Consider the following 23,351-nt stretch of genomic DNA (forward strand, 5'->3'; position numbering starts at 1 on the left):
TTCCACTTAGATTTATTTAAAAAATTTATTAATAAATACTTTAGCCCTGCAATGGAGAAGTTCATGGTACAAGTAATTTCACAAAATGAACATCGTCGTCAACAGATTATTGAAGCGGCGACAACAATCTTTTTATCAAAGGGTTTTGAGCAAACAACAACGCGAGATATAGCAAAGAAAGTAAACATTAGCCAACCCGCTTTGTATCATCATTTTGGTGATAAGGAGTCATTATTTGTTGAAGTAATTTCACGTGTTGGCGAGTCGACCTATACGGATATGCAAAGTATTTTATCACAAACGTATGCTGAACCAATCGATCAACTGGTTGATTTAACACAGGTTATTGTACTTCGGCATCCACGTGATGTATTTAGATTAATACATGACAGTTTTGATTCATTATCAGCAACGCATCGAAGTAAACTGGGCATGATTTTTGGACGGGATTACGTCGGTCCAATTGCACAATTTTTTGAAAGTATACAGTTGCGTGATAATGTTGATGCACAAATAGCTAGCTCATTTTACATTACTAGCTTATCGCCACTGTTTGGTGAATTTCATTCACTGGGTGAACAAATAACAATGCGTGAAAGAATTCAACAATTGTTGGACCTCATTTTATATGGGGTAGAAAAAAAATAGTATCAATGGTATGATACTAGAAGAATATGGAGGCTGTCCGATGGCTAGTCACAAAGTATCATTAGCGTGCACAGTTTGTGGATCACGCAATTACACAGTAACATTATCAAAAGATCGAACAGAACGTTTGTCAGTAAGTAAGTTTTGTCAACACTGTGGCAAGCATACATTACATCAACAAACAAAATAAGGGATTCAAAATGATTAACTATTTTAAAAACGTTGCACAGGAAATGAAAAATGTCACTTGGTTAACAGGTGAACAGACATCTAAGGAAACAATTACAGTTATTACTGTATCGATTATTTTTGCGTTGTTCTTAGGTGGCGTAGATTGGCTATTGCAACAAGGATTTAACTTCTTACTGGCGAAATAGTTTTTTTTTTGATATACTAATAATTACTGATACCAAGGACTCTGATGGGTTCTTTTTTATTTTGAAAAGGGGTAAACAATGTCTGAAGAAATTGAAAAATCATGGTTCGTTGTGCATACATATTCAGGGTATGAGCACAAGGTTAAGGCTAACCTAGAATCACGTACACAAACAATGGGAATGTCAGAGCAAATATTCCGTATCTTGGTTCCCGAACAAGAAGTTACAACAATCCAAGACGGTGAAGCTAAGCAAACTGTTGAAAACGACTTTCCAGGTTATGTATTAGTAGAAATGGCGACGCCATATGAAGATAATATGACAGACGAGGCTTGGTATGTTGTCCGTAACACACCAGGTGTTACTGGTTTCTTAGGCTCCCATGGTGCCGGATCAAAGCCAAATTCTTTGCTTCCTGAAGAAGTCGATTTGCTTATGAAGCGTATGGGTATGGTTACACGTGAGCAAGTTGATTTGGATGTTGCAGTAGGACAAACAGTTAAGATTATCTCTGGACCGTTTTCTGGTATGGAAGGCGTAGTAACCTCTATTGATCAAGAAAAGCAAACTTTGGAAGCTACTGTAGCAGTGTTTGGACGTGAAACACCAACAGAACTAGACTTTTCAGATGTTGATACAACGCTAGATTCTTTATAATTAGAAAAGACGACTAAAAGCATTGAGTTTTTGGTTGTTTTCTGTTATGATACTATGGTATGTCATTGACATGCGTGGGAGCAGCACTAAAGCTGTGTTTCACCACAACACGAGGAGGAAAATATCGTGGCTAAAAAAGTTGTAAATGTAGTTAAGCTACAAATTGCCGCCGCTAAAGCAACGCCGGCACCACCAGTTGGACCCGCATTGGGACAAGCTGGTATTAACATTGCGCAATTCACCAAAGAATTTAATGCGCGTACTGCAGACCAAGCTGGATCAATTATTCCAGTTGAAATCTCTGTTTTTGATGACCGTTCATTCGAATTCGTCACAAAGACACCACCTGCAGCTGATCAATTACGTAAGATTGTTGGTAAGGGTTCAGGTGAACCTAACACAAAGAAGGCTGGAAACGTTACTCTTGACCAAATCCGTGCTATTGCGGAAAACAAGATGGCTGACTTGAATGCTAACGATATTACAAACGCTATGCGTATGATCGAAGGTACAGCACGCTCAATGGGTGTAACTGTTGACGGTGTTGACTTGACTGTTGAAGGTACAGCAATCAAGGAGGACGCAGAATAATGACTCAAAAGCATGGTAAAAATTATGTAGCAGCAGTTGCAAAGGTAGAAGCTGAAAAAGCTTATGCTTTAAACGATGCTGTTTCATTGGTAAAAGAAATTGACTTTGCTAAGTTCGATGCTTCTGTTGAAGTAGTTTTCAAGTTGAACGTTGACACACGTCAAGCAGACCAACAATTGCGTGGTGCTGTTGTGTTGCCAAACGGAACAGGTAAAGATAAGACAGTCGTTGTCTTCGCGCAAGGCGATAAGGCTAAAGAAGCCGAAGCTGCTGGTGCCGATGTTGTCGGTGCTGCTGATTTGGTACAACGTATCCAAGGTGGATGGTTAGACTTTGATGTAGCTGTTGCTACACCTGATATGATGGCTCAAGTCGGTCGCGTAGGTCGTGCATTGGGTCCTAAGGGATTGATGCCAAACCCTAAGACTGGAACAGTTACAATGGACGTTACTAAGGCTGTTTCAGATGCCAAGGGCGGACAAGTAACATACCGTACAGATCGTGACGGAAACGTCGCAGTTCCTGTTGGTCGTGTATCATTTGAAGAAGGTAAGTTGGCTGAAAATATTAAGTCAATCGCCGAAACAGTTCTTAAGGCTCGCCCTGCTGCTGTTAAGGGTACTTACGTACAACACGTGTCAATTTCATCAACATTTGGTCCAGCCGTAACGTTGGATATTAATACATTGTAATTTGACATTATCAACTTCGTTTGGTAAAATTTATTAAGTAATTGAATCCATTTTGCCTAAGACTCAGGTGATGCTTGCATCTTAATATCCTGCCGAGGAAGTTTAAAAAAACTTTTCCCGTGTGTCTTCTAGCGCACGGGATTTCTTTTGCAAAATAAATTTAAAGAAAGGAGATATATCATTATGAGTGAAAAAGCTATTGCAGTTAAAGCACAAAAAGTTGAAGAAATTGCTGACCAATTTAAGGCAGCTGCTTCTGCCGTTGTTGTTGATCCTCGTGGATTGACAGTTGCTCAGTCTACTGAATTACGTCATCAATTGCGTGAAGAAGGTGTTGTTCTTGAAGTTATCAAGAACAAAGTTTTGACACGTGCTGCTGAGAAAGCTGGTTACGCTGAATTGAACGACATCTTTGCCGGACCTTCAGCAGTTGCCTTTTCAAACGATGATGCAGTTGCACCAGCACGTATCTTGAAAAAGTTTGCTGATGAAAACGAAGCCTTGGAAATCAAGGGTGGTGTCGTTGACGGCACTATCGCTAATATCGATGACATTAACAAGTATGCATCATTGCCTTCACGTGAAGGTTTGCTTGGTCAATTGATGGCAGAATTCCAATTCTCAATTCGTTCATTTGCATATGCTGTTAAGGCAGTGCAAGACAAGTTGGAAGAAGAATCTGCAGCTCCTGCTGCAGAAGCATCAACGGATGCTGAATAATATTTAACTAAAAAAACATAAAAAATCATTTGGAGGATTTAGATCATGGCTTTTGATAAAGACGCGATCATCGCATCATTGAAGGATGCAACGATCTTGGACTTGGCTGACTTGGTTTCAGCTATCGAAGAAGAATTTAACGTTTCAGCAGCAGCTCCAGTAGCAGCTGCTGGTGCTGCTGACGGTGCTGCCGCAGCAAAGTCAGAATTTGACGTAGAATTGACTTCAGCAGGTACTGCTAAGGTTAAGGTTATCAAGGCAGTTCGTGAAGCAACTGGCTTGGGCTTGAAGGAAGCTAAAGACTTAGTTGACAACGCACCTTCAGTTGTTAAAGAAGGCTTGAGTGAAGACGATGCCAACGCATTGAAGGAATCTTTGGAAGCAACTGGTGCTTCAGTTACTGTGAAGTAATCTTTCTCAACATAAAAAAAGGAGTACTTTTGTACTTCTTTTTTTGTACATAATACATATTATAGGCAGCTATTATTTTAATCTAAAGGAGCTAGTACAATGACAGAAAAGAACATTTCTGGAGAACAGTATTTTACAGCTAATCCCAACGCAGAACATCATTATCAAAATTTTGATTTTGACTTGCTAGGGCATGAATTGCATTTTACAACGGATAGTGGCGTGTTTTCAAAATCTACCGTTGATTTTGGGACAAGAACAATGTTGGATGCTTTAGAAAAAACAAGTATACCTATTGGGAAGGTACTGGATTTAGGAACAGGTTATGGTCCTGTAGGTCTTACTGTGGCAAAAGCATATCAGCGTCATGTAGATATGGTTGATGTTAATGAAAGAGCGTTAGATTTAGCACGCAAAAATGCCCAACAAAACGGTGTTGCTCAACGAGTGAATATTTTTAAGTCGGATGTTTACGCAAGTATTAGTGATAAATATGCACTGATTTTGGTTAATCCACCAATTCGCGCTGGAAAGCAAGTTGTGACTGCAATGCTTCAAGAAGGAGCTAACTATTTACAAGATGGCGGAAAGCTAATTGCGGTGTTGCAAAAGAAGCAAGGCGCACCTTCGGCTCAAAAAAATATGTCACTTGCTTTTGGTAATGCTAAGGTGATTCATAAAAACAAGGGATATTACATTTTGGAGAGCACTTATGGCACAAATACCAGCATTTAGTGACGAACAAATTGATTATTTCATGCAAGAGGCGTTGAACGAAGCTAAAATTGCTCAAAGTGAAGGTGAAGTGCCAATTGGTGCTGTTATAGTTTATGAAAACCAGATGATTGCGCGTGCGCACAATCATCGGGAGGCGGATCAGTTAGCCACTGCCCATGCAGAATTACTAGCAATCGAGTCTGCCAATACAAAGCTTAAGTCTTGGCGGTTAGAAAACACAGCATTATTTGTGACGTTAGAACCTTGCATCATGTGTGCTGGCGCAATTATTAATGCACGCATTCCGGTTGTTTATTATGGTGCTAATGACCCTAAAGGTGGTGCTACGCGCTCCCTATATTCTCTATTAGAGGATAATCGGTTGAATCATATGGTTAAAGTGTACGAAGGCATACGTGGTGAAGAATCTGGTCTATTATTGCAGCGTTTCTTTAGCAACATCCGTGCGAAACGTAAAATTCGTAAAGCAATTGCAAAGTAAATAATTGCTATTTAACATAAAAAAAGTTTATAATAGCATGTAGAAAATAAAAGAGGCAAATGAATGCAAAATCCGAACGCATGGCGTACTGATAAGGACTATATAAATATTATTGATGATTTGTTACAGCATGAAGAAGTGCAACAACTGGCACTCTATACACAACATCATTTTTCTAACCGTTTAACTCATTCAATTTCTGTATCATACCAATCATATTTAATCGCAAAGAAGATTGGTGCTGATGAAGTGGCAACTGCACGAGCAGGTTTACTTCATGATTTGTTTTACTATGATTGGCGCGTAACAAAGTTTTACGAGGGATCACATGCTTATGTTCATCCACGTATTGCGTTGAAAAATGCGCGTAAAATTACAAATATCAGCGATAAAGAAGCTGATATTATTGTAAAACACATGTTTGGTGCAACAATTGCCTTACCAAAGTATCGGGAAAGTTGGATTGTTTCATTGGTTGATGATTTTGCGGCAGTTAATGAATACCTAATTCCTAAAACTTATCTGACTTATTTTAAGTGGCAAGAAAAATTGGCAACGAAATTTGTATCTGTATTTGCTTAAAGTCACAAAATTAGATATAATATAAAAGCAGGCAAATGTCGGCTCTCGAACCGGGTCAGGACAGGAATGTAGCAGCCCTAAGGTTGTTCGATGTTGTGCTTGTGTACATAAGTGGCCGCTTAGCGGTCTTTTTTTATAAAAACAAATGTTATAAATCGGTGGTTTTATGCAAACTAAGAACCCCAATATGATATAAAACATATAGCCGACAAGTAGCACCAAACATGTTTACCAATGATATATGGAGGTGATGAAATTGGCATATCAAGCATTGTATCGCGTCTATCGACCACGTTCTTTTGATGACATGGTTGGTCAAAAAATCATTACACAGACGCTAAAAAATGCAATAGCGACGCAACAAACAGGGCATGCGTATCTATTTAGTGGTCCTCGTGGAACTGGTAAGACATCAGCTGCTAAAATTTTTGCACGTGAAGTTAATGGTATAGCGCCGGAAACTGATGATTCACAAATTCCTGATATTATTGAAATAGACGCTGCCTCAAATAACGGTGTTGACGAAATTCGAAACATTCGAGACGGGGCAAATTATGCGCCAATAGAATCTGAATATAAAATTTATATTATTGACGAGGTTCACATGTTATCCTCGGGCGCTTTTAATGCACTATTGAAAACATTAGAAGAACCGCCAGCTAACGTTAAGTTTATTTTAGCAACGACGGAGCCACAAAAAATACCAGCAACTATTTTATCTCGGACGCAGAGATTTGAATTTAAACGCATTGATAATGACACTATTCAAGCTAGGATGGCTGAAATTCTGCAAAAAGAGAGCGTCTCGTTTGACGACGATGCACTTCATATTATTGCAAATGTTGCAGAAGGTGGGATGCGTGACGCTTTGTCAATTTTGGACCAAGTGTTAGCTTTTGGCGCTGATCATGTAACGCTTGAAAATGCTTTGCAAGTTACCGGATCCACAACAGCATCACAGTTAGTGACCTATTTGCAGCAAGTAAGTAATTACGATACAGAATCTGCCCTTCAGACACTACACGATATATTGTTAGAGGGAAAAGATGCAGTACGTTTTGTAGCAGATTTGTTAGGTGTGTTGCGTGATGTGATGTTAGCGGAAGTTGCCCCAAATTTAATTAAAACGACGGCACCATTGGCTGATTTGAAGGCCTTAACAATTAAGTTGGGTACTTCCCGTATTCAGCAAATGATGGTCACTTTGGATGATATTCAAAAACAGTTGTTACAGACTATGCAGAGTGATGTATATTTGGAGCTACTCACTGTTAAGCTGTCTATGCCAGAACCTCAACAAACTGTACCTGCAAAACAATCCTCCAATGTGATTAAAGAAAAACCTCAAAATATTGATGATATTGTTAAAGCGTCAAAAAATACAGAAGTTCATGAGGAACAAGTTGTTGAACCAGCAATAGAAAAAACACCCGTAGAAGTGCCTGCTGTAGAGAATGCTGAATACGAGGATTTGTTAGTGCGTACTGGACAAAATGCAGTATTTGCAGTCTTAATTGCTGCGAAACGTGATGCCTTAGCACGAGTTAAAAACGCTTGGTCCGACTTATTGCGACAATTTAATGTTACGCAACAGGCAATGCTGACCATAGCCGAACCCGTTGCAGCAAGTGAACAGGCTGTAGTCTTGGCTTTTGATTATCCTGTGTTATTAGAACAGGCGCTACACGATGCTACATTACAAAACCACTTGGTGCAGCAACTACAATCACAGAATTTACCAAGCGAACTAGTGTTTATTTCACAAGACGAATGGACCTCTGATCGTGCATCGTATGTGAATAAATTAAAAACTGGCGAAACACCTCAAATTCAATTAGAAGATGTGCCTCGAGTGAAAGCTGCCCATTTATCAGCGATTCCTACAAAAACTCCGCAAGAATCAAGCAATAAGGAGTTAAAAATTGTTAGTGAGGCTAAAGAATTATTCGGCGAGGATCTCGTGAATATCGTTGACTGATTAATATAGGAAGGAAATATGTTTAACGCAGTGCGCGTGAGGCATTTTGAAAATATGCAATACCCTGAACCTATCGCTAAATTAATAGATAGTTACACGAAGTTACCTGGCATTGGTCCCAAAACGGCCACAAGGCTAGCTTTTTATACATTAGGTATGAATGAAGAAGATGTGCAGGATTTTTCTAAGGCATTGATTTCCGCAAAAACTGATTTAACTTTCTGCTCTATTTGTGGTAATATTACTGCAACTGATACCGATCCATGCGTTATTTGTCGCGATCAATCACGTGATCAGTCAACTGTTTTTGTTGTCGAAAATTCACGTGATGTAATGGCGATGGAGAATACGCGAGATTATCACGGCCTATATCATGTTTTAAATGGTGTTATTTCTCCTAGCGCAGGAACAGGACCAGAGGATATTAATTTACCAAGTTTGATTCGACGTTTGTCTGAGCATGAAGAAATTAAAGAAGTAATTGTCGGCACTAACGCGAATGCTGAAGGAGAAGCTACTGCTATGTATTTAGCACGTTTACTGAAACCGGCTGGTATCGCAGTTACCCGTTTAGCACATGGTTTAGCTGTTGGATCTGATATTGATTATGCTGATGAACTAACACTCATTAAAGCAGTACAAGGACGGACAAAATTATGATATTTGGCAAGAAAAAAACTGGATTGCGCAAAGAGTATGATAGAGCACTTGTATTTCAAATTGATAAAGCAAAAATTGACTGGGATACGGCAAGAAACTCTGAAGCAGCATTACTTGATGGTCAAGTAAATTTACGGCTCATACAAGCGCAAACGGCACTGGCACGTGCTAAATTTAATTATTTATATCGTGAAGCACGTCGTCGTAAAACAGTTGGGCACATGCAAACCCATGTTTTAAAAACAGATCGTATTTAATCATTAGACAAATTACTCATAAGGACTGTTATGCCAAAACCAATATTTATATCATTCGAAGGACCTGAGGGCGCTGGAAAAACAAGTGTTCTTGAGGCATTGATTTCAGAACTAAAAACTAAACTTGGCGATAATTTGGTAACTACACGTGAGCCAGGTGGGAATCCAATTTCTGAAGCAATTAGATCGATTTTACAGCCAGAAGAAGATAATGGCATGGATAAACGAACTGAGGCGCTCTTATATACAGCTGCTCGACGTCAACATCTCGTGGAAAATATTAAACCAGCATTAGATCAAAACAAAATTGTGATATCTGACCGCTATGTTGATAGCTCACTTGCTTATCAAGGGGGCGGTCGTGGCCTAGGGATCGACAATATTTGGGAAATTAATCAATTCGCAATTGATGGTCTATTGCCCGATATGACAATTTATCTTGATGTGCCTGTTGAAATTGGTTTGGCACGCGTAAATGAGAATCGTCAGGGTAAAATTGATCGACTAGATAAAGAGAGTATTTCCTTTCATCAGAAGGTTCGAGAGACATATTTAAAACTTCAAAGTGAATTTTCTGATAGAATTAAGATAGTAGATGCTACGCAACCACTTAACAAAGTCATTGATGACACGCGGATACTCATCAACCAAATTCTGGAGGACAAATCATGAAATTAGTTACAGCAATTGTGCAAGATAAAGATACAACAAAACTCAGTAATGCTTTTGTGAAGGCAAATATTCGTGCGACACGTTTAGCCACATCAGGTGGTTTCTTAAGATCAGGAAACACAACGTTTATGATTGCCATTGAAGATGAACGAGTACCAGATGTTATGGAAATTATTAAAAAGGTTTCACAGAAACGTAAGCAATTTATGGTGCCACCTATCAGCCTGGATGCTAGTGGTGACCACGCGGGTGCTTATCCAATTGAAATTGAAGTTGGTGGTGCGACGGTATTTACTCAGAGTATTGATTCATTTGAACAGTTCTGATGTTACCAGATTTTGCAACAATTGCACAAAAAAATTATCCAGCGCAACTCGCTCATTTTAATGATTTACTGCAACAAGATAAGTTGAGTCATTTATATTTGTTTGTTGGTCCAAGCCAGTCCGCAAAACTGGCTTTTTCGCGTTATATAGCTTGGCAAGTTGTTCATGCTGATGAACGCAATGCCTTACGAATTACTGAGAATGAACATCCAGACGTACATATCACAGCGCCTATTCCGCCAGCTACTTCACTAAAAGTGGCTCAAATTCGTGATTTAACACCTGAATTTGTAACAACAGCCACTGAAAGTCCACGGAAAATATTTATTTTAGATGCGGTTGAAACACTCACAGCAAGCGCAGCAAATTCCTTGTTAAAATTCATTGAGGAGCCTGCTGGACCACAATTAATTATGATGCTTACGGAAAACATGTCCGATGTTTTACCGACGATTAGATCGCGCGCGCAAGTAGTTCAGTTAGCATCAGCTATTGCCAGTGATGATGATGATTTAATGGACGGTGATTGGCAAAAGCAGACCCAATTAGTATTGTTTAAATGGTTTGAGCTTATGATGCAGAGACGAATTGAAGCATTTGCATTTGTGCAGACAAAGATTATTAGTCAATTAAACGACACGAAGCAACAGCAGTTATTTTTAAATTGGTTACATGAGTTGGCCAGAGATACAATTGTTTATGGCCAGATTCCCGATGAACGATTAGCTTTTCCCAATCTAATTGGGCTATATAAAACATTACGACAGCGCTATGATATGTATCGATTGGTTAAAGCAAGTGATGAAGTATTTGCTGACGATAAATTGCGTAAAGTGAACCTATCGTTACAAGCACGGTTAGAAAAAATGACACTAGACGTCATAATCGCTCTGGGGGAATAAAATGCAGCAACAAAAAAGTTTTGAAAATCAAGAGACAGGAACACTTTTTTTAGTTCCAACACCTATTGGTAATTTGCAAGATATGTCGCCAAGAGCTATTGATACATTGCGCGATGTAGATATAATTGCTGCTGAAGATACACGCCACACACAACAGTTACTAAATCATTTTGCAATCACGACAAAACAAACTAGTTTCCATGAACACAATTGGCAGGCGAAAATCCCTGGCCTTATTGCAGATTTACGAAATGGAAAAAATGTAGCACAAGTTAGTGATGCGGGGATGCCTTCTATTTCTGACCCAGGTAAAGAATTAGTTGCGGCAGCTGTGGCTGAAAACTTAGCCGTCGTACCGATTCCTGGTGCAACGGCTGGTGTGACAGCATTGATTGCCAGTGGTTTAGTGCCGCAACCGTTTTATTTTTATGGGTTCTTACAACGTAAAAATAGTGAACAATTGGCAGAATTACAGCAGTTATCCACGATGCGGGATACAGTCATTTTTTATGAATCACCACATCGATTAAAGCAAACTCTAGTAAATATCCAAAAAGTAATGGGTGATGAGCGTCGTATTGTTTTAGCACGAGAGCTAACAAAACGCTATGAAGAATTTATTCGTGGAACTATTGATGAACTAGTTTCGTGGTCGCAATCAAATGAAATTCGTGGTGAGTTTGTAGTAATGATTGATGGCTTTCATGGAGAAATTTCTGAACCAGATAACAGTATTGCACTGACTGTCCAAGAAGCAGTATCAGCACTGATTAAAAAGGGCTTAAAGCCTAACGCAGCAATAAAACAAATAGCAAAGGAACGAGGCCTTGATAGACAAGCAGTATATGCGGACTATCACGAGATAGAGTAGTATGAAAAAGTATGAAATAAAAAGACGTGTTGAATATTATGAAGCTGATACAACACAAAAATTATCTTTACCAATGATTTTAAATTATGCTGTCTTAGCGTCTAAATGTCAGAGTGATGAACTTGGCGTGGGGCAGGACTTCCATGTAGGTCGTGGCCTTGGCTGGATCATCTTACAATATGAAGTAATAATTAAGCGACGTCCTAAAATTGGTGAAATAATTCGTATTCAGACCTTTGCTACACAATACAATCCTTTTTTTGTTCGTCGACCATTCGTCTTTTTAGATGAAAATGATAATGAAATTATTCGTGTTGATTCTATTTGGACTATGATAGATATGACAAATCGTCGCATGGCACGTTTACCACAAGATATAATTGATCAGTATGATGCCAAAAGAGTTAAGCAAATTTCACGAATCCCTAATCCTGAGAAGTTTTCAGATGATGATCAATATACTGAAAGGGACTATCATGTGCGATACTTAGATATTGATGGTAATAAGCATGTGAACAACTCGAAGTATTTTGAATGGATGCAGGACGTTATCGCACCAGAGTATTTGTTAACCCATGAAATCACATACATTAATCTAAAATTCGAAAATGAAATTCGGCTTGGACACACGATTTTATCGCAAGTAGTTCAAAATGATAATAAATCCAAACATCGCATTATGATGGAAAATGTAATAAGTGCAGAAGCAGAGTTCAAGTGGCGGAAAATTTGATATAATAGTGTGTAGAGGAAAAAAAGATATGGCTATTTTAGTTCTTGGTGGAGCCGGTTATATTGGTTCACACATGGTTAAGCGTTTGATAGAAGCGGATCGCGACGTCGTTGTTGTTGATGCATTGTTTACGGGGCACCGCGAAGCGGTTAATCCAAAAGCAAAATTTTATCAAGTTGATATTCGTGATAAGACAGCATTGTCGGAAGTGTTTGACAAAGAAAATATCGAACAAGTTGTTCACTTTGCAGCCTTTTCAATTGTTCCAGAATCTGTAGCAAACCCACTAAAGTACTTTGATAATAATACTAGTGGTATGATTACTTTGCTAGAAGTGATGAAAGAACACGATGTTAAACAAATTGTGTTCTCGTCAACGGCAGCTACTTATGGTAATCCTATTAATATTCCTATTAAAGAAACAGATCCGCAACGACCAATTAATCCTTATGGTGAGTCAAAGTTAATGATGGAAAAAATCATGGCTTGGTCTGATCAAGCGGATGGTGTTAAGTGGGTTGCATTGCGCTACTTTAACGTAGCTGGTGCTGCCGAAGATGGTACAATTGGAGAAGATCACGCGCCTGAAACACATTTAGTACCAATTATTTTGCAAGCCGGTTTAGGTCAACGTGAATATATTGAGATGTTTGGTGATGATTACAATACTCCTGACGGTTTCAATGTTCGTGATTATGTCCATGTGTTGGATTTGGCTGATGCTCATATTTTGGCATTGAAGTATTTAGCCGATGGAAACGATTCAAACCAATTTAACTTGGGATCTGCTACTGGATTCTCTGTTAAAGAAATGGTAGAAGCAGCTAGATCAGCTACTGGTGTTGATATTCCCGCCAAGATTGGTCCCCGCCGAGCTGGTGACCCCGATATTCTGATTGCTAATTCAGACAAAGCACGTGATGTGCTTGGCTGGGCTCCTAAGTATGATAATGTACAAGATATTATCAAAACAGCCTGGAATTGGCACAAAAACCATCCATCAGGATATAATGACAAGTAACATAATTCTTAAATATAATCCTATCAAGAGAAGTGATTCTAAGTTATTTAGAATCTTCCTTGATAGGATTTTTTTATTTATTCGAAAATAAGATGAGTTTATTGTAATTTAAAATTAATGATTGATTAATCTAAAAGGAAGTAATATACTTGTAAGTACGTAAAAAATTACAATTTAAAGATAAACGAGAAATAAATATGCAAATGTTATCTGAAATAGCTGGAAAAGGGACTTACATCATTAGAGAATTGACTGGTAGCCGGCGCTTAACCAAACGACTAGCAGAGATAGGGATTAAAGCGGGGAAAAGTATTGAAGTAATTTCTTTGCCTGATCATACTTCAGGGTTGATTATCTATTTTCAAGGGCAGCGTTTAGCGGTGAGCAATGATATTGCTAATCAAATTAGTGTAGCACCAGTCAGTGAAATTACCACGGATCATTTTAAAACGTTATCCGATATGCCCATCAATAAACCAGGCGTAGTAGCCAAAATACTTGGTAATAAAGCATTGCGTAAGCGCTTGATGGATATGGGCATTACAAAAAATACCGTTGTTAAAATTGACCGTGTAGCGCCTTTAGGAGACCCGATAGAGTTGGTTGTCAGGGGCTATAAGTTAAGCTTAAGAAAAAGTGACGCACAACTAGTAGTATTAACAGAGATTTAGTCTATGAATAAACAATGTACAGTAGCCTTAGCAGGTAACCCAAACAGTGGGAAAACAACACTCTTTAATTTATTAACAGGTTCGCATCAACACATTGGGAATTGGCCAGGCGTTACAGTTGAAAAAAAATCAGGTCGTTTAAAAAATAATCCTGACATCATTATTCAAGATTTACCTGGAACTTATTCCTTATCAGCATATAGTCCAGAGGAAGTAATCACTCGTAACTTTTTAATTAATGATAAACCTGAACAGATCATCAATGTGCTCGATGCTACAAATATTGAACGTAATCTTTATTTTAGTTTGCAATTAATGGAAACTGGTGTCCCAATTATTTTGGCTTTGAATATGTTGGATTTACTAGTAAAGCAAAGGCAATATCGAATTGATACCAAAAAATTATCTTATTTGCTTAATGTACCGGTTGTTAGTATTAGTGCGTTAAAAAAGAAAAATATCAATCAGCTGACTAAACAGGTTATTGCTAACACTGACCAGCCACAAACCTATCCACATCCAGTTTATGATAAGCGGTTGGAATCGGCATTATCCATGATTGAAGAACAGATTGATGGCATTATCGAAGCAGATCAGTTGCGATGGTATGCGATTAAGCTCTTTGAGCGTGATGAAGCAGTTGGAAATTTAAAATTAACGGCACAGCAGCAAACTGAAATTGACAATATAATTGATACGGCAGAAAAATTATTTAATGATGACAGTGATAGCATAGTTGTTAATGCACGCTATGACTATATAGAACGCATCATAAACATGTGTGTAGTACGAACAAGTGATTTTTCAATGAGTATGAGTGATCGTGTTGATATGGTAGTCACTAACCGGATTCTTGCATTACCTATTTTTATATTTGTCATGTGGATTGTGTATTTCTTATCGATCCAAACCATTGGAACAATAGGAAGTGATTGGGTGAATGATGTATTATTTGGGGACTTTATTCCGAATAGTGCTAATGCAATTTTAACGTATTTGCATGTTTCAGTATGGTTGAAGAGTTTAATTATTGACGGTCTTATTAATGGTATTGGGTCTGTGTTAGGTTTCTTACCACAAATTATGATGCTCTTTTTGTGCTTAAGTATTCTAGAAGACTGTGGTTACATGGCGCGAATTGCGTTTGTTATGGACCGCATTTTTCATCGTTTTAATCTTTCAGGGAAATCATTCATCCCCATGTTAATTTCAACAGGCTGTGGTGTACCAGGCATCATGTCGACACGAACGATTGAAAGTAAAAGTGATCGTCGTATGACAATTATGTTAACGACTTTTATGCCATGTTCAGCTAAGTTAACCGTGATTGCCTTAGTTAGCGGAACATTTTTTCCAGAAAATTCATGGGTAGCACCAACCTCTTATTTTATTAGTATTTTGACAGTTGTTGGCTCAGGTATTTTTTTGAAAAAAACAAAGCTCTTTTCAGAACCGCCAACGCCATTTGTAATGGAACTGCCTGCTTATCATTTGCCTAGTATTGGTAACGTTAGCCACAGTGTGTGGATTAAAGCACATGCCTTTATCAAAAAAGCAGGGACTATAATTTTTGCGTCATGTGTTGCCATCTGGTTTTTGTCCAATTTCAATTTTCACTTTCAAATGGTCGATCAAAACGACAGTATCTTAAGAGACATAGGTATGGTTATAGCACCTATTTTTGCACCATTAGGATTTGGTGACTGGCATGCGACCGTTGCAGTGATTGCTGGTCTAATTGCTAAGGAAAATTGTGTTAGCACATTAAACATTACTTTTGGTTCATCAAGCACTGCCTCATTTATGAGCACCTTAAGACAAACTTATTCCCCCATGGCGGGTTATTCGTTTCTTGTCTTTAACTTATTATGTGCACCTTGTTTTGCTGCCATCGGTGCTATGTATAAAGAATTTGGTGATGCACTTTGGACTTGGCGCGCGGTAATCTATCAAACCGTTGTGGCTTATATGTGTGCGCTCAGTATTTTTCAAGTGAGTGAAATCATTCAAGGTAATGTTTCGGTGTACTTTGTTGCGTTATCGTTCATCGCTATTGGGTTGATGCTATATGGTATTTTTATCAAACGTGAGCGCCCGCAACAACTAGAATTGTATTAGAAAGGTCAGTCAATATGTCAACATTTATCATAGCTGCTATTATTTTTATCTTGTTTGCGTTGGTCATATACAATAAATTTTTTAAGAAAAATGCTAGTGGTAGTTGTCATGATTGTGTCGACATTGGTTGTCCGCTTGCCGATCAATCAAAAATGTTAAGAAACAAAAAAAGCAATCATTAAAACACGAAACCCCGATGAACTAACGCGTTCATCGGGGATTTTTTATTATGAGAGAATATTTGAGAGAGAAGAGAATAGTATATTCGGGAGAGAATATAAGTTTATTTATAGTCGCGGGGAGAGCGCGACTTGGCTCCCTTTTACCATGGGGTTTCGTGTTTCTGATGTGATCGCCATCAGTCATACTGCTTATATATTTTAGTCCTCCAAAAATTTAGATTTTTTATTTGTTATATTTTAATTCAACTAGGCTTGTTGTTTGAGATAACTTGCTTTGTTGATGTTTATAATATAACGTTCTAAAATTAAATTCATGTAAACTGAAGATAAAGTGAACATTAAATGATTATTTCTCTGTTGAATCACGCACAACGAGTTCACCATCTAACACAGTACGTATAGTGTTAGATGGGTTGGTATCGCGTACAGTACAAAACAGTTCATAAATTTTTTTCCCAGTTTGGTAAAAATCATATTCAAAGCTAGTTAAGTTTGGTGTAACGGTCGTACTTAAATCGGATCTACCAAATCCAATATATTGGGCATTTTGTCCAGCTGCTAAACCAGCTTGAAGAGCACCGATTGTGATGCGATCAGTCGCGCCAATAATTAAATCAAAATTTTGGGACTGCATCGCTTGTTGTGCGGCTACTTTTGCTTCTGCTATGCTGAACTTTGAATCAACGACAGTCACCTTGCTAGTTGACAGTTTTTTTCTAATATTGAGAAAACGATCATGACCAATGGCCCAATCCATTGTTTCATCAATTTTTAACAGTAAAGTATTTTGAGGATGCAGTGATGCAGCAAATTCACCGACAACAGTTCCGGCTTGCAGATCGTTCATGACTACGCGATGAAAGTTAGGTTCTTCTTGTCCTTGAATAACTACTGGTGCATCAAATTCAGTTAATGCGTTACGTAACTCGTCGTTTAAATTAGCTGTTAAAACAATCAAGCCACCAACATTTTGTGTACGTAATTTTTCAATAGCAGCGAGCTCACGTTTAGTCGATTGATAGGTATTGACGATCAAGAAAGTATCATTTTCGTTTGCATCATCTAGCCCACGGAGCATTTCAACTTGGGCGGATGAATCGATCCGAGGCACAATCACACCTATCGTGTGATTGACTTTCTGTTTTAAACTTTGCGCAAAGGTATTGGGCTGGTAATTATTTTCGGTAACAACTTTGTTTATTTTTTCACGTGTTTTAGCACTGACCGGTCCGCCATTCAAATAGCGGGAGACAGTGCTTTTTGCTACTTGAGCCATATTAGCAATATCAGTTATTGTCAATTTTTTTTCCATAGACACATATTACCATGAACGCAATGAAAGCGTTGTCATTAACTTGTAATATTTAACTTAAAAAGGAGGTTGCAATTATTTTTGAAAGCGGTTACAATTAGTTTATAAATAAATGGAAACGGTTCCAAAAAACTTAAAGAAATTTAGAGGAGCAGCAAAATGGATCATAATAAAGTAGCAAAGCGTATTGCCGATGCTGTCGGCAAGGACAATATTGTAGCCGCTGCACATTGTGCTACGCGTTTACGATTGGTGATCAAAGATGTTAAAAAGATCGATCAGGATGCCTTGGACAACGATTCCGATCTTAAAGGAACATTTAACGCTAACGGACAATATCAAATTATTGTTGGACCAGGCGATGTTAATGGTGTTTACGATGAATTTGTTAAAATTACCGGTGTTGAGCAAGCTTCAACTGCCGATTTGAAAAAAATTGCAGCACAATCAGGAAAAAGAAATCCTTTGATGGATTTGGTTAAAGTATTGTCAGATATATTTGTTCCTTTGATTCCAGCTCTGGTTGCCGGCGGTCTGTTGATGGCATTGAATAACATTCTAACTGGTGAGGGAATGTTTGGCGCCAAATCTTTGGTTGAAATGTTTCCGCAAATCACAGGTTTAGCAGAAATGATCAATCTGATGGCTTCTGCACCGTTTGCATTCTTGCCGATTTTGATAGGAATTACAGCAACAAGACGTTTTGGAGGAAACGAAATTCTCGGAGCAGCTGCTGGTATGATGTTAGTTATGCCTAGTTTAGTCAACGGATATAATGTTGCCGAAGCGGTTGCCACTGGGAAGATGCCAACATGGGACTTGTTTGGTTTGTCAGTTGCGCAAGCTGGTTATCAAGGTCAAGTGTTACCGGTGATCGGTGTGGCATTCATCTTAGCTAACTTGGAAAAGTTTTTCCATAAGCACTTGAAAGGTGCTATTGACTTTACGTTTACACCGATGTTGTCTATCATATTAACTGGGTTTATCACATTTATTGTTGTGGGTCCGGTATTACGAATTGTCTCTAATGGTATTACTGATAGCTTGACATGGTTGGTTACGACGTTTGGCTTTATTGGTTACGGGGTCTTTGGTACATTCTACTCTGCTATTGTTATTACTGGTTTACATCAGAGTTTTCCGGCAATCGAAACACAGTTGTTGGCAGATGTTGCTAAAACAGGTGGTGATTTCATTTTCCCTATTGCCGCTGCATCTAACGTGGCACAAGGAGCTGCAACATTTGCTATTTATTTCTTAAGCAAAGGGGATGAAAAAGTACGGGCATTGGCTTCATCATCAGGTGCTTCAGCCATGCTGGGTATTACTGAACCAGCAATGTTTGGTGTTAACTTAAAATATAAGTTTCCATTTTTCATCGCTCTGGGATCAGCAGGAATTTCAAGCTTAGTAATGGGATTGTTCCAAGTGATGTCATCGTCGCTGGGACCAGCTGGTATAATTGGCTTTATTGCTATTCCAGCTAACAAATGGGTAGGATTCTTCATCGCCATTGCGTTATCATTCGTGATTGCTTTTACAGCAACCCTAGCTTACGGTCGTTCACACATGCCAGTTTCTAAGTCGGGTAATAAACCAGCAAATCCAGTAGTTACTGAACATGAAGCAGGTTTTGAGGTTGATGCACCTGTTTCAGGTCATTTAATACAGTTAGCCGATGTCCCAGATAATGTTTTCTCAACTGGAATGATGGGCAAGGGTGTAGCAATCGAACCGAGTGATGGTACGATTTACGCGCCGGCCGATGGTGAAATTACAGTAGCTTATCAAACAAAACATGCCTATGGATTGACGACGGATGATGGGGTTGAGATATTAATTCATATTGGCTTAGATACGGTTAATCTTGAAGGTCAGGGATTTGAAAGCTTTGTAACGCAAGGACAAAAAGTTAAAAAAGGTGATAAATTAGGTACCTTTGATACGAATACTATCAAAAAAGCTGGATATCCTGTTACAACTATGGTCATTATCACGAACACAAAAGCATTTAATGATGTTGCGGTAGATGAAGCTTTCGATAATGATATCCAAGCAGGCCATCAGATTATAACGGCCATACCAAAAACTAGTGATTCAGCTGTTGGTGCGCCAGCATAAATACAAAAAAGGGGAAAACGTATTTATCAAGAATACGCAACTAAAATAATTCATGCTTATTAAAGATGACATCAATCATTTTGAAAAATATCATTTATATCCCACACAAGGATTATTGAATGATCCAAATGGACTTATATATTTTAAAGGACAATATCATGTGTTTTTCCAATGGAATCCACATGCTTGTAACCACAAATATAAGGAATGGGGACATTTTGTTTCAAACGACTTGAAAACATGGACTCGTTTAGAAACAGCTTTAAAGCCTTCACTTCCAGACATGGACTCAGCTGGAATATATTCTGGTACAGCATTTGTTAAAGATGATAAGTTATATGTCTTCTATACAGGTAATGTTCGCGATGAATCTGGCCGAAGTGTGGCGTCTCATCAAATGTGGGCCGTTAGTGAGGATGGGATTCACTTTGAAAAACTTGGTGAACTATTCCCTCATCCAGAAGGTTTTACAAAAGATGTTAGAGATCCTAAAGTTTGGCAGGGGAGAAACGGGCGATACTATTTGATGGTAGGTGCACGATCAAATGAAAATATAGGTGACATTCTTATTTATGAATCGGAAAACTTTAGTCAGTGGCAATTACATGGTTCGTTAATTGAAGGTGAATTAACTGATATTCGTGGCTATATGATTGAATGTCCAGATTTAATTGAGATAGATGGTAAGCAAATTTTAATGTTTTCACCGCAAGGATTACCAGCGGATGAAGAGAACTATCGCTATCAAAACATTCATAACACAGGTTATGTTGTCGGTACTTTTGATGAAGAGACGTTGCATTTTAAACCAGAAACTTCCTTTAAAGAAGTTGACAAGGGATTTGAATTTTATGCGCCACAAACCATGCATACCAATGAGGGCCGTAAAATAATGTGGGGATGGGCTGGTATGATGACACCAGAACGTGAAGCTTCGACTCCAACGATTGCTAGCAACAATTGGGTTCATGTGTTAACGATTCCACGCGAATTACACGTGACGTCGGACAATCTTTTGACACAGACACCTATTTCAGAAATTTTGCATACAAAACCTTTGACGAACTTTGGTGCTGTTAATGTAGGTCAATATACAATTGATTCTCACGACAATTGGACATTATCTTTTGGTGAAAATATGACTTTAGTTCGAAACAAAAATCAACTTATATTATCACGTCGGCAGTGGGAAAATGGTGAAATTGAAAAAAGGCTGGTTGTAGGAGATATTAATCACACATTATTAATTGTTGACACAGACATTATTGAAGTGTTTACAAACAATAATCAATCAGTCATGACGGCACGTTATTTTTAAGCATTGAAAATATTTGTGTAAACGATTACAATGTAATTGTAGTAACTGGTTAACGTCTAACACAAACACGATGATTTCGTGAAAAAGGAGCAATTAAATCATGGGTTTATTAGGAGCAATTGAAGCAGGTGGAACGAAGTTTGTGGTCGCTGTTGCGGATCACGATTATAATATTGTTGAGAGAACATCATTCCCTACACTTGATGGTCAAAAAACAGTAGAGCAAGTCATCGCTTTTTTTGATAAGTTTGACGACATTGACGCAATTGGTATTGCAGCTTTTGGACCAATTGACATTGTAGAGGGATCAACAACATATGGTCACGTTCTAGATACACCAAAACGCGGGTGGTCAGGATATGATTTTCTGGGTGCAATGAAAGACTGGCGTGATATTCCTTACTATTGGACTACTGACGTTAATGGCGCAGGATGGGCTGAGTTTGAAACTGGTGCAGCTAAAGATGTTAATAACATGGTTTATTTGACAGTTGGTACTGGTGTAGGTGCAGGAATTGTCTCTGGTGGCAAGTTAGTTGCTGGATATGGACATCCTGAAGCAGGGCATATTTTCTTACAAAAGCATCCTCTTGATAAATATGAAGGTCATTGCCCATTCCATGGCGATAATTGTTTGGAAGGCTTAGCTGCTGGTCCAGCAATTGAAGAGCGTTGGGGACGTAGTGCGAAGGAAATTCCAGATGATGATGTTGCCTGGAAGATTGAAGCCTTCTATCTTGCGCAAGCAGCCCTTGATTATACAATGATTTTACGCCCTGAAAAAATTGTTTTTGGTGGCGGTGTACCTCATCGTGAAATCTTATTCCCATTAATTCGCGAAAGTTTTGCTGAGCAAATGAGTGATTATTTAGCAGTTCCTGATTTGGATGAATACATCGTACCCGTTGCTAATGGCGATAATGCCGGCATCTTGGGTTGCTTCTATTTGGCAAAAACATTACTTTAATTTTCAATTTATCCTCAGTTTACGTGAGTTTAATTTTAGAACGTTATATTATAAACATCAACAAAGCAAGTTATCTCAAACAACAAGCCTAGTTGAATTAAAATGTAACATTCGATAAATTTATGATCTGGAGGATTGGACAGTATAAGCGGTATAACTGATGAGCATCACATCAGAAACACGAAGCCTCACGGCAAAAGGGAGCCAAGTCGCGTTCTCCCGCGCGACTATAAATAACTCATATTCTCTCCCGAATATACTATTCTCTTCTCTCTCAAATATTCTCTCTCATAATAAATATCCCCGGTGAACGCGTTAGTTCATCGGGGCTTCGTGTTTCTAGTAGAATTTTTATGATAATTAGATATTATGTTGCACGATATTTAAAAATATGATAATATATTTTATGTTGTGAAATACGAAAAATGGTCAGCTAGCTCAGTTGGTAGAGCAACGGACTCTTAATCCGTGGGTCCAGGGTTCGAGCCCCTGGCTGACCACTATATGAAACCAGCAAACTTTGTTTGCTGGTTTTTATTTTAATTTTAAATATCGAGGAGAGGAAGAATGCAACGGAATGTCGGGAAGAAGCTTAAAAAGCATCTGCTTTTAATTGTGTTGGTTATTATGCTGATTGTTGTGGTTGTTATTTGTTTTTTTAATACTAAACAACCAATCAAGAACACTGGAAAGATCGCTAAAACGTCTTCTGTAAAAAAAGTAGATGATTTACCAAAAGGTGTAAAAACGACAGATTGGAATTTAGTATTAGTCAATAAAAATCATTCCTATCAGACAGAATTGAACTTTACGAAGGTTACTGTCGATAGTAAACAAATTGATCAACGAATCTCACAAGCCCTTGCAAATTTTCGTTCAGCAGCTCAAAAGGCTGGTTACGCGACAACCTTAGTATCGGGATATCGTTCCATTGCATATCAAACCACTGTGTATAACAATTCAATTAGTCAATATGAATCAAATGGGATGAGCGCGACAGAGGCCAAAAGATTGACTGAGTCCGTAATTCAGGTGCCAGGGTCCTCGGAGCACCAAACGGGACAAGCAGTTGATTTAGCAGGTAATGACGCCTTGGCTGCATATCCCTCTTTAGAAGCAGGTATGGATAAATTCAAATCACAGCAGTGGTTGATAAAACATGCACCGGAATATGGATTTATCCTACGTTATCCGAGTGATAGTCAGTCTATAAAGGAGACGGGGATTGACTATGAATCTTGGCACTTTAGATACGTTGGTGTGTCCAATGCAACATATATTACTAATCATCACCTCACGCTAGAAAAATATATTCAAACTTTGAAAAAGGCGGGTAGATGATACA

At 38.4% G+C, this 23,351-nt stretch carries 28 protein-coding genes, 1 tRNA gene, 1 other RNA gene and 1 other annotated feature; of the genes, 29 read left to right on the forward strand and 1 reads right to left on the reverse strand.

Going from position 1 to position 23,351, the window contains the following annotated elements; translation table 11 throughout:
* Positions 1-63 precede the first annotated feature (63 nt).
* From RHP64_RS01275 to RHP64_RS01390, 24 genes are all read left to right on the forward strand, one after another.
* Positions 64-648, forward strand: coding sequence for a TetR/AcrR family transcriptional regulator (locus tag RHP64_RS01275; protein ID WP_011679163.1), 585 nt, complete (start codon positions 64-66; stop codon positions 646-648).
* A 40-nt stretch (positions 649-688) separates the two neighbouring features.
* Entirely contained in the window at positions 689-838 is a 150-nt protein-coding gene (rpmG, locus tag RHP64_RS01280) for a 50S ribosomal protein L33 (protein ID WP_071951773.1), read from the forward strand.
* Between the two features lie 10 nt (positions 839-848).
* Entirely contained in the window at positions 849-1,025 is a 177-nt protein-coding gene (gene secE / locus RHP64_RS01285) for a preprotein translocase subunit SecE (protein ID WP_010293347.1), read from the forward strand.
* A gap of 78 nt (positions 1,026-1,103) precedes the next feature.
* A complete protein-coding gene (gene nusG, locus RHP64_RS01290; RefSeq protein WP_002815941.1) occupies positions 1,104-1,682 on the forward strand; it encodes a transcription termination/antitermination protein NusG in 579 nt (192 codons plus the stop codon).
* A gap of 126 nt (positions 1,683-1,808) precedes the next feature.
* The gene (gene rplK, locus RHP64_RS01295; RefSeq protein WP_002815940.1) at positions 1,809-2,273 is read left to right on the forward strand and encodes a 50S ribosomal protein L11; all 465 of its coding nucleotides are present in this window, start codon (positions 1,809-1,811) and stop codon (positions 2,271-2,273) included.
* Entirely contained in the window at positions 2,273-2,965 is a 693-nt protein-coding gene (rplA, locus tag RHP64_RS01300; protein WP_002815939.1) for a 50S ribosomal protein L1, read from the forward strand. Before rplK ends, rplA begins: the two co-directional genes overlap by 1 nt.
* 37 nt (positions 2,966-3,002) lie before the next feature.
* Positions 3,003-3,121, forward strand: a sequence feature (ribosomal protein L10 leader region).
* A gap of 27 nt (positions 3,122-3,148) precedes the next feature.
* The gene (rplJ, locus tag RHP64_RS01305) at positions 3,149-3,685 is read left to right on the forward strand and encodes a 50S ribosomal protein L10 (protein WP_011679164.1); all 537 of its coding nucleotides are present in this window, start codon (positions 3,149-3,151) and stop codon (positions 3,683-3,685) included.
* Positions 3,686-3,730: 45 nt separating this feature from the next.
* Entirely contained in the window at positions 3,731-4,096 is a 366-nt protein-coding gene (gene rplL, locus RHP64_RS01310; protein ID WP_002815934.1) for a 50S ribosomal protein L7/L12, read from the forward strand.
* A gap of 99 nt (positions 4,097-4,195) precedes the next feature.
* The gene (locus RHP64_RS01315) at positions 4,196-4,831 is read left to right on the forward strand and encodes a class I SAM-dependent methyltransferase (RefSeq protein ID WP_025267707.1); all 636 of its coding nucleotides are present in this window, start codon (positions 4,196-4,198) and stop codon (positions 4,829-4,831) included.
* Entirely contained in the window at positions 4,809-5,315 is a 507-nt protein-coding gene (gene tadA, locus RHP64_RS01320) for a tRNA adenosine(34) deaminase TadA (RefSeq protein ID WP_002815932.1), read from the forward strand. Before RHP64_RS01315 ends, tadA begins: the two co-directional genes overlap by 23 nt.
* 63 nt (positions 5,316-5,378) lie before the next feature.
* On the forward strand, positions 5,379-5,897 hold the full coding sequence (locus RHP64_RS01325; RefSeq protein ID WP_462785052.1) for an HD domain-containing protein: 519 nt from the start codon (positions 5,379-5,381) through the stop codon (positions 5,895-5,897).
* Between the two features lie 23 nt (positions 5,898-5,920).
* Positions 5,921-6,007: signal recognition particle sRNA small type (gene ffs, locus RHP64_RS01330), an RNA gene on the forward strand.
* Positions 6,008-6,147: 140 nt separating this feature from the next.
* Positions 6,148-7,875, forward strand: coding sequence for a DNA polymerase III subunit gamma/tau (dnaX, locus tag RHP64_RS01335; RefSeq protein ID WP_051394924.1), 1,728 nt, complete (start codon positions 6,148-6,150; stop codon positions 7,873-7,875).
* A gap of 54 nt (positions 7,876-7,929) precedes the next feature.
* The gene (recR, locus tag RHP64_RS01340) at positions 7,930-8,535 is read left to right on the forward strand and encodes a recombination mediator RecR (protein ID WP_010280652.1); all 606 of its coding nucleotides are present in this window, start codon (positions 7,930-7,932) and stop codon (positions 8,533-8,535) included.
* Positions 8,532-8,792, forward strand: a complete 261-nt coding sequence (locus tag RHP64_RS01345; protein WP_011679170.1) for a YaaL family protein — start codon at positions 8,532-8,534, stop codon at positions 8,790-8,792. Before recR ends, RHP64_RS01345 begins: the two co-directional genes overlap by 4 nt.
* Positions 8,793-8,822: 30 nt before the next feature.
* On the forward strand, positions 8,823-9,464 hold the full coding sequence (gene tmk, locus RHP64_RS01350; protein WP_025267709.1) for a dTMP kinase: 642 nt from the start codon (positions 8,823-8,825) through the stop codon (positions 9,462-9,464).
* Entirely contained in the window at positions 9,461-9,790 is a 330-nt protein-coding gene (locus tag RHP64_RS01355; RefSeq protein ID WP_002815926.1) for a cyclic-di-AMP receptor, read from the forward strand. Before tmk ends, RHP64_RS01355 begins: the two co-directional genes overlap by 4 nt.
* Positions 9,790-10,692, forward strand: a complete 903-nt coding sequence (locus RHP64_RS01360; RefSeq protein ID WP_014324230.1) for a DNA polymerase III subunit delta — start codon at positions 9,790-9,792, stop codon at positions 10,690-10,692. The genes RHP64_RS01355 and RHP64_RS01360 overlap by 1 nt, the downstream gene beginning before the upstream one ends.
* Position 10,693: 1 nt before the next feature.
* A complete protein-coding gene (gene rsmI / locus RHP64_RS01365; RefSeq protein ID WP_011679172.1) occupies positions 10,694-11,563 on the forward strand; it encodes a 16S rRNA (cytidine(1402)-2'-O)-methyltransferase in 870 nt (289 codons plus the stop codon).
* 1 nt (position 11,564) lies between these two features.
* Entirely contained in the window at positions 11,565-12,296 is a 732-nt protein-coding gene (locus tag RHP64_RS01370; RefSeq protein WP_025267710.1) for an acyl-[acyl-carrier-protein] thioesterase, read from the forward strand.
* 28 nt (positions 12,297-12,324) lie between these two features.
* A complete protein-coding gene (gene galE, locus RHP64_RS01375) occupies positions 12,325-13,317 on the forward strand; it encodes a UDP-glucose 4-epimerase GalE (RefSeq protein WP_025267711.1) in 993 nt (330 codons plus the stop codon).
* A gap of 197 nt (positions 13,318-13,514) precedes the next feature.
* Entirely contained in the window at positions 13,515-13,988 is a 474-nt protein-coding gene (locus tag RHP64_RS01380) for a FeoA family protein (RefSeq protein ID WP_025267712.1), read from the forward strand.
* Between the two features lie 3 nt (positions 13,989-13,991).
* A complete protein-coding gene (gene feoB, locus RHP64_RS01385; RefSeq protein WP_061514757.1) occupies positions 13,992-16,106 on the forward strand; it encodes a ferrous iron transport protein B in 2,115 nt (704 codons plus the stop codon).
* Between the two features lie 14 nt (positions 16,107-16,120).
* Positions 16,121-16,288, forward strand: coding sequence for a FeoB-associated Cys-rich membrane protein (locus tag RHP64_RS01390; RefSeq protein ID WP_071951776.1), 168 nt, complete (start codon positions 16,121-16,123; stop codon positions 16,286-16,288).
* A 346-nt stretch (positions 16,289-16,634) separates the two neighbouring features.
* On the opposite strand, the gene RHP64_RS01395 is transcribed toward RHP64_RS01390, so the two are convergent.
* Positions 16,635-17,600: a LacI family DNA-binding transcriptional regulator gene (locus RHP64_RS01395; RefSeq protein WP_025267714.1), complete on the reverse strand. Its 966-nt coding sequence runs from the start codon at positions 17,598-17,600 to the stop codon at positions 16,635-16,637.
* 159 nt (positions 17,601-17,759) lie between these two features.
* Between RHP64_RS01395 and RHP64_RS01400 the strand changes: the two genes are divergently transcribed.
* From RHP64_RS01400 to RHP64_RS01420, 5 genes are all read left to right on the forward strand, one after another.
* Positions 17,760-19,721, forward strand: a complete 1,962-nt coding sequence (locus RHP64_RS01400) for a sucrose-specific PTS transporter subunit IIBC (RefSeq protein ID WP_025267715.1) — start codon at positions 17,760-17,762, stop codon at positions 19,719-19,721.
* 52 nt (positions 19,722-19,773) lie between these two features.
* Complete coding sequence (locus RHP64_RS01405) at positions 19,774-21,039, forward strand: glycoside hydrolase family 32 protein (RefSeq protein ID WP_014324237.1); 1,266 nt, start codon at positions 19,774-19,776, stop codon at positions 21,037-21,039.
* Between the two features lie 100 nt (positions 21,040-21,139).
* Positions 21,140-22,006, forward strand: coding sequence for an ROK family protein (locus RHP64_RS01410; protein WP_010292015.1), 867 nt, complete (start codon positions 21,140-21,142; stop codon positions 22,004-22,006).
* 427 nt (positions 22,007-22,433) lie between these two features.
* Positions 22,434-22,506, forward strand: a tRNA-Lys gene (locus RHP64_RS01415).
* 67 nt (positions 22,507-22,573) lie between these two features.
* Complete coding sequence (locus RHP64_RS01420; RefSeq protein WP_025267716.1) at positions 22,574-23,347, forward strand: M15 family metallopeptidase; 774 nt, start codon at positions 22,574-22,576, stop codon at positions 23,345-23,347.
* Positions 23,348-23,351 lie beyond the last annotated feature (4 nt).

The sequence above is a fragment of the Leuconostoc sp. XM4 genome, assembly GCF_055698815.1.

Bases quoted from the DNA above. Each gene is read 5' to 3' on its own strand.
- RHP64_RS01355 (WP_002815926.1), top strand. From the start codon at position 9,461: ATGAAATTAGTTACAGCAATTGTGCAAGATAAAGATACAACAAAACTC.
- RHP64_RS01315 (WP_025267707.1), top strand. From the start codon at position 4,196: ATGACAGAAAAGAACATTTCTGGAGAACAGTATTTTACAGCTAATCCC.
- RHP64_RS01400 (WP_025267715.1), top strand. From the start codon at position 17,760: ATGGATCATAATAAAGTAGCAAAGCGTATTGCCGATGCTGTCGGCAAG.
- rplA (WP_002815939.1), top strand. From the start codon at position 2,273: ATGACTCAAAAGCATGGTAAAAATTATGTAGCAGCAGTTGCAAAGGTA.
- RHP64_RS01380 (WP_025267712.1), top strand. From the start codon at position 13,515: ATGCAAATGTTATCTGAAATAGCTGGAAAAGGGACTTACATCATTAGA.
- rsmI (WP_011679172.1), top strand. From the start codon at position 10,694: ATGCAGCAACAAAAAAGTTTTGAAAATCAAGAGACAGGAACACTTTTT.
- feoB (WP_061514757.1), top strand. From the start codon at position 13,992: ATGAATAAACAATGTACAGTAGCCTTAGCAGGTAACCCAAACAGTGGG.
- rpmG (WP_071951773.1), top strand. From the start codon at position 689: ATGGCTAGTCACAAAGTATCATTAGCGTGCACAGTTTGTGGATCACGC.
- RHP64_RS01325 (WP_462785052.1), top strand. From the start codon at position 5,379: ATGCAAAATCCGAACGCATGGCGTACTGATAAGGACTATATAAATATT.
- galE (WP_025267711.1), top strand. From the start codon at position 12,325: ATGGCTATTTTAGTTCTTGGTGGAGCCGGTTATATTGGTTCACACATG.
- RHP64_RS01410 (WP_010292015.1), top strand. From the start codon at position 21,140: ATGGGTTTATTAGGAGCAATTGAAGCAGGTGGAACGAAGTTTGTGGTC.
- RHP64_RS01345 (WP_011679170.1), top strand. From the start codon at position 8,532: ATGATATTTGGCAAGAAAAAAACTGGATTGCGCAAAGAGTATGATAGA.
- nusG (WP_002815941.1), top strand. From the start codon at position 1,104: ATGTCTGAAGAAATTGAAAAATCATGGTTCGTTGTGCATACATATTCA.
- dnaX (WP_051394924.1), top strand. From the start codon at position 6,148: ATGAAATTGGCATATCAAGCATTGTATCGCGTCTATCGACCACGTTCT.
- tmk (WP_025267709.1), top strand. From the start codon at position 8,823: ATGCCAAAACCAATATTTATATCATTCGAAGGACCTGAGGGCGCTGGA.
- RHP64_RS01405 (WP_014324237.1), top strand. From the start codon at position 19,774: ATGCTTATTAAAGATGACATCAATCATTTTGAAAAATATCATTTATAT.
- rplL (WP_002815934.1), top strand. From the start codon at position 3,731: ATGGCTTTTGATAAAGACGCGATCATCGCATCATTGAAGGATGCAACG.
- RHP64_RS01390 (WP_071951776.1), top strand. From the start codon at position 16,121: ATGTCAACATTTATCATAGCTGCTATTATTTTTATCTTGTTTGCGTTG.
- recR (WP_010280652.1), top strand. From the start codon at position 7,930: ATGCAATACCCTGAACCTATCGCTAAATTAATAGATAGTTACACGAAG.
- RHP64_RS01395 (WP_025267714.1), bottom strand. From the start codon at position 17,600: ATGGAAAAAAAATTGACAATAACTGATATTGCTAATATGGCTCAAGTA.
- RHP64_RS01370 (WP_025267710.1), top strand. From the start codon at position 11,565: ATGAAAAAGTATGAAATAAAAAGACGTGTTGAATATTATGAAGCTGAT.
- RHP64_RS01275 (WP_011679163.1), top strand. From the start codon at position 64: ATGGTACAAGTAATTTCACAAAATGAACATCGTCGTCAACAGATTATT.
- RHP64_RS01360 (WP_014324230.1), top strand. From the start codon at position 9,790: ATGTTACCAGATTTTGCAACAATTGCACAAAAAAATTATCCAGCGCAA.
- rplJ (WP_011679164.1), top strand. From the start codon at position 3,149: ATGAGTGAAAAAGCTATTGCAGTTAAAGCACAAAAAGTTGAAGAAATT.
- secE (WP_010293347.1), top strand. From the start codon at position 849: ATGATTAACTATTTTAAAAACGTTGCACAGGAAATGAAAAATGTCACT.
- RHP64_RS01420 (WP_025267716.1), top strand. From the start codon at position 22,574: ATGCAACGGAATGTCGGGAAGAAGCTTAAAAAGCATCTGCTTTTAATT.
- tadA (WP_002815932.1), top strand. From the start codon at position 4,809: ATGGCACAAATACCAGCATTTAGTGACGAACAAATTGATTATTTCATG.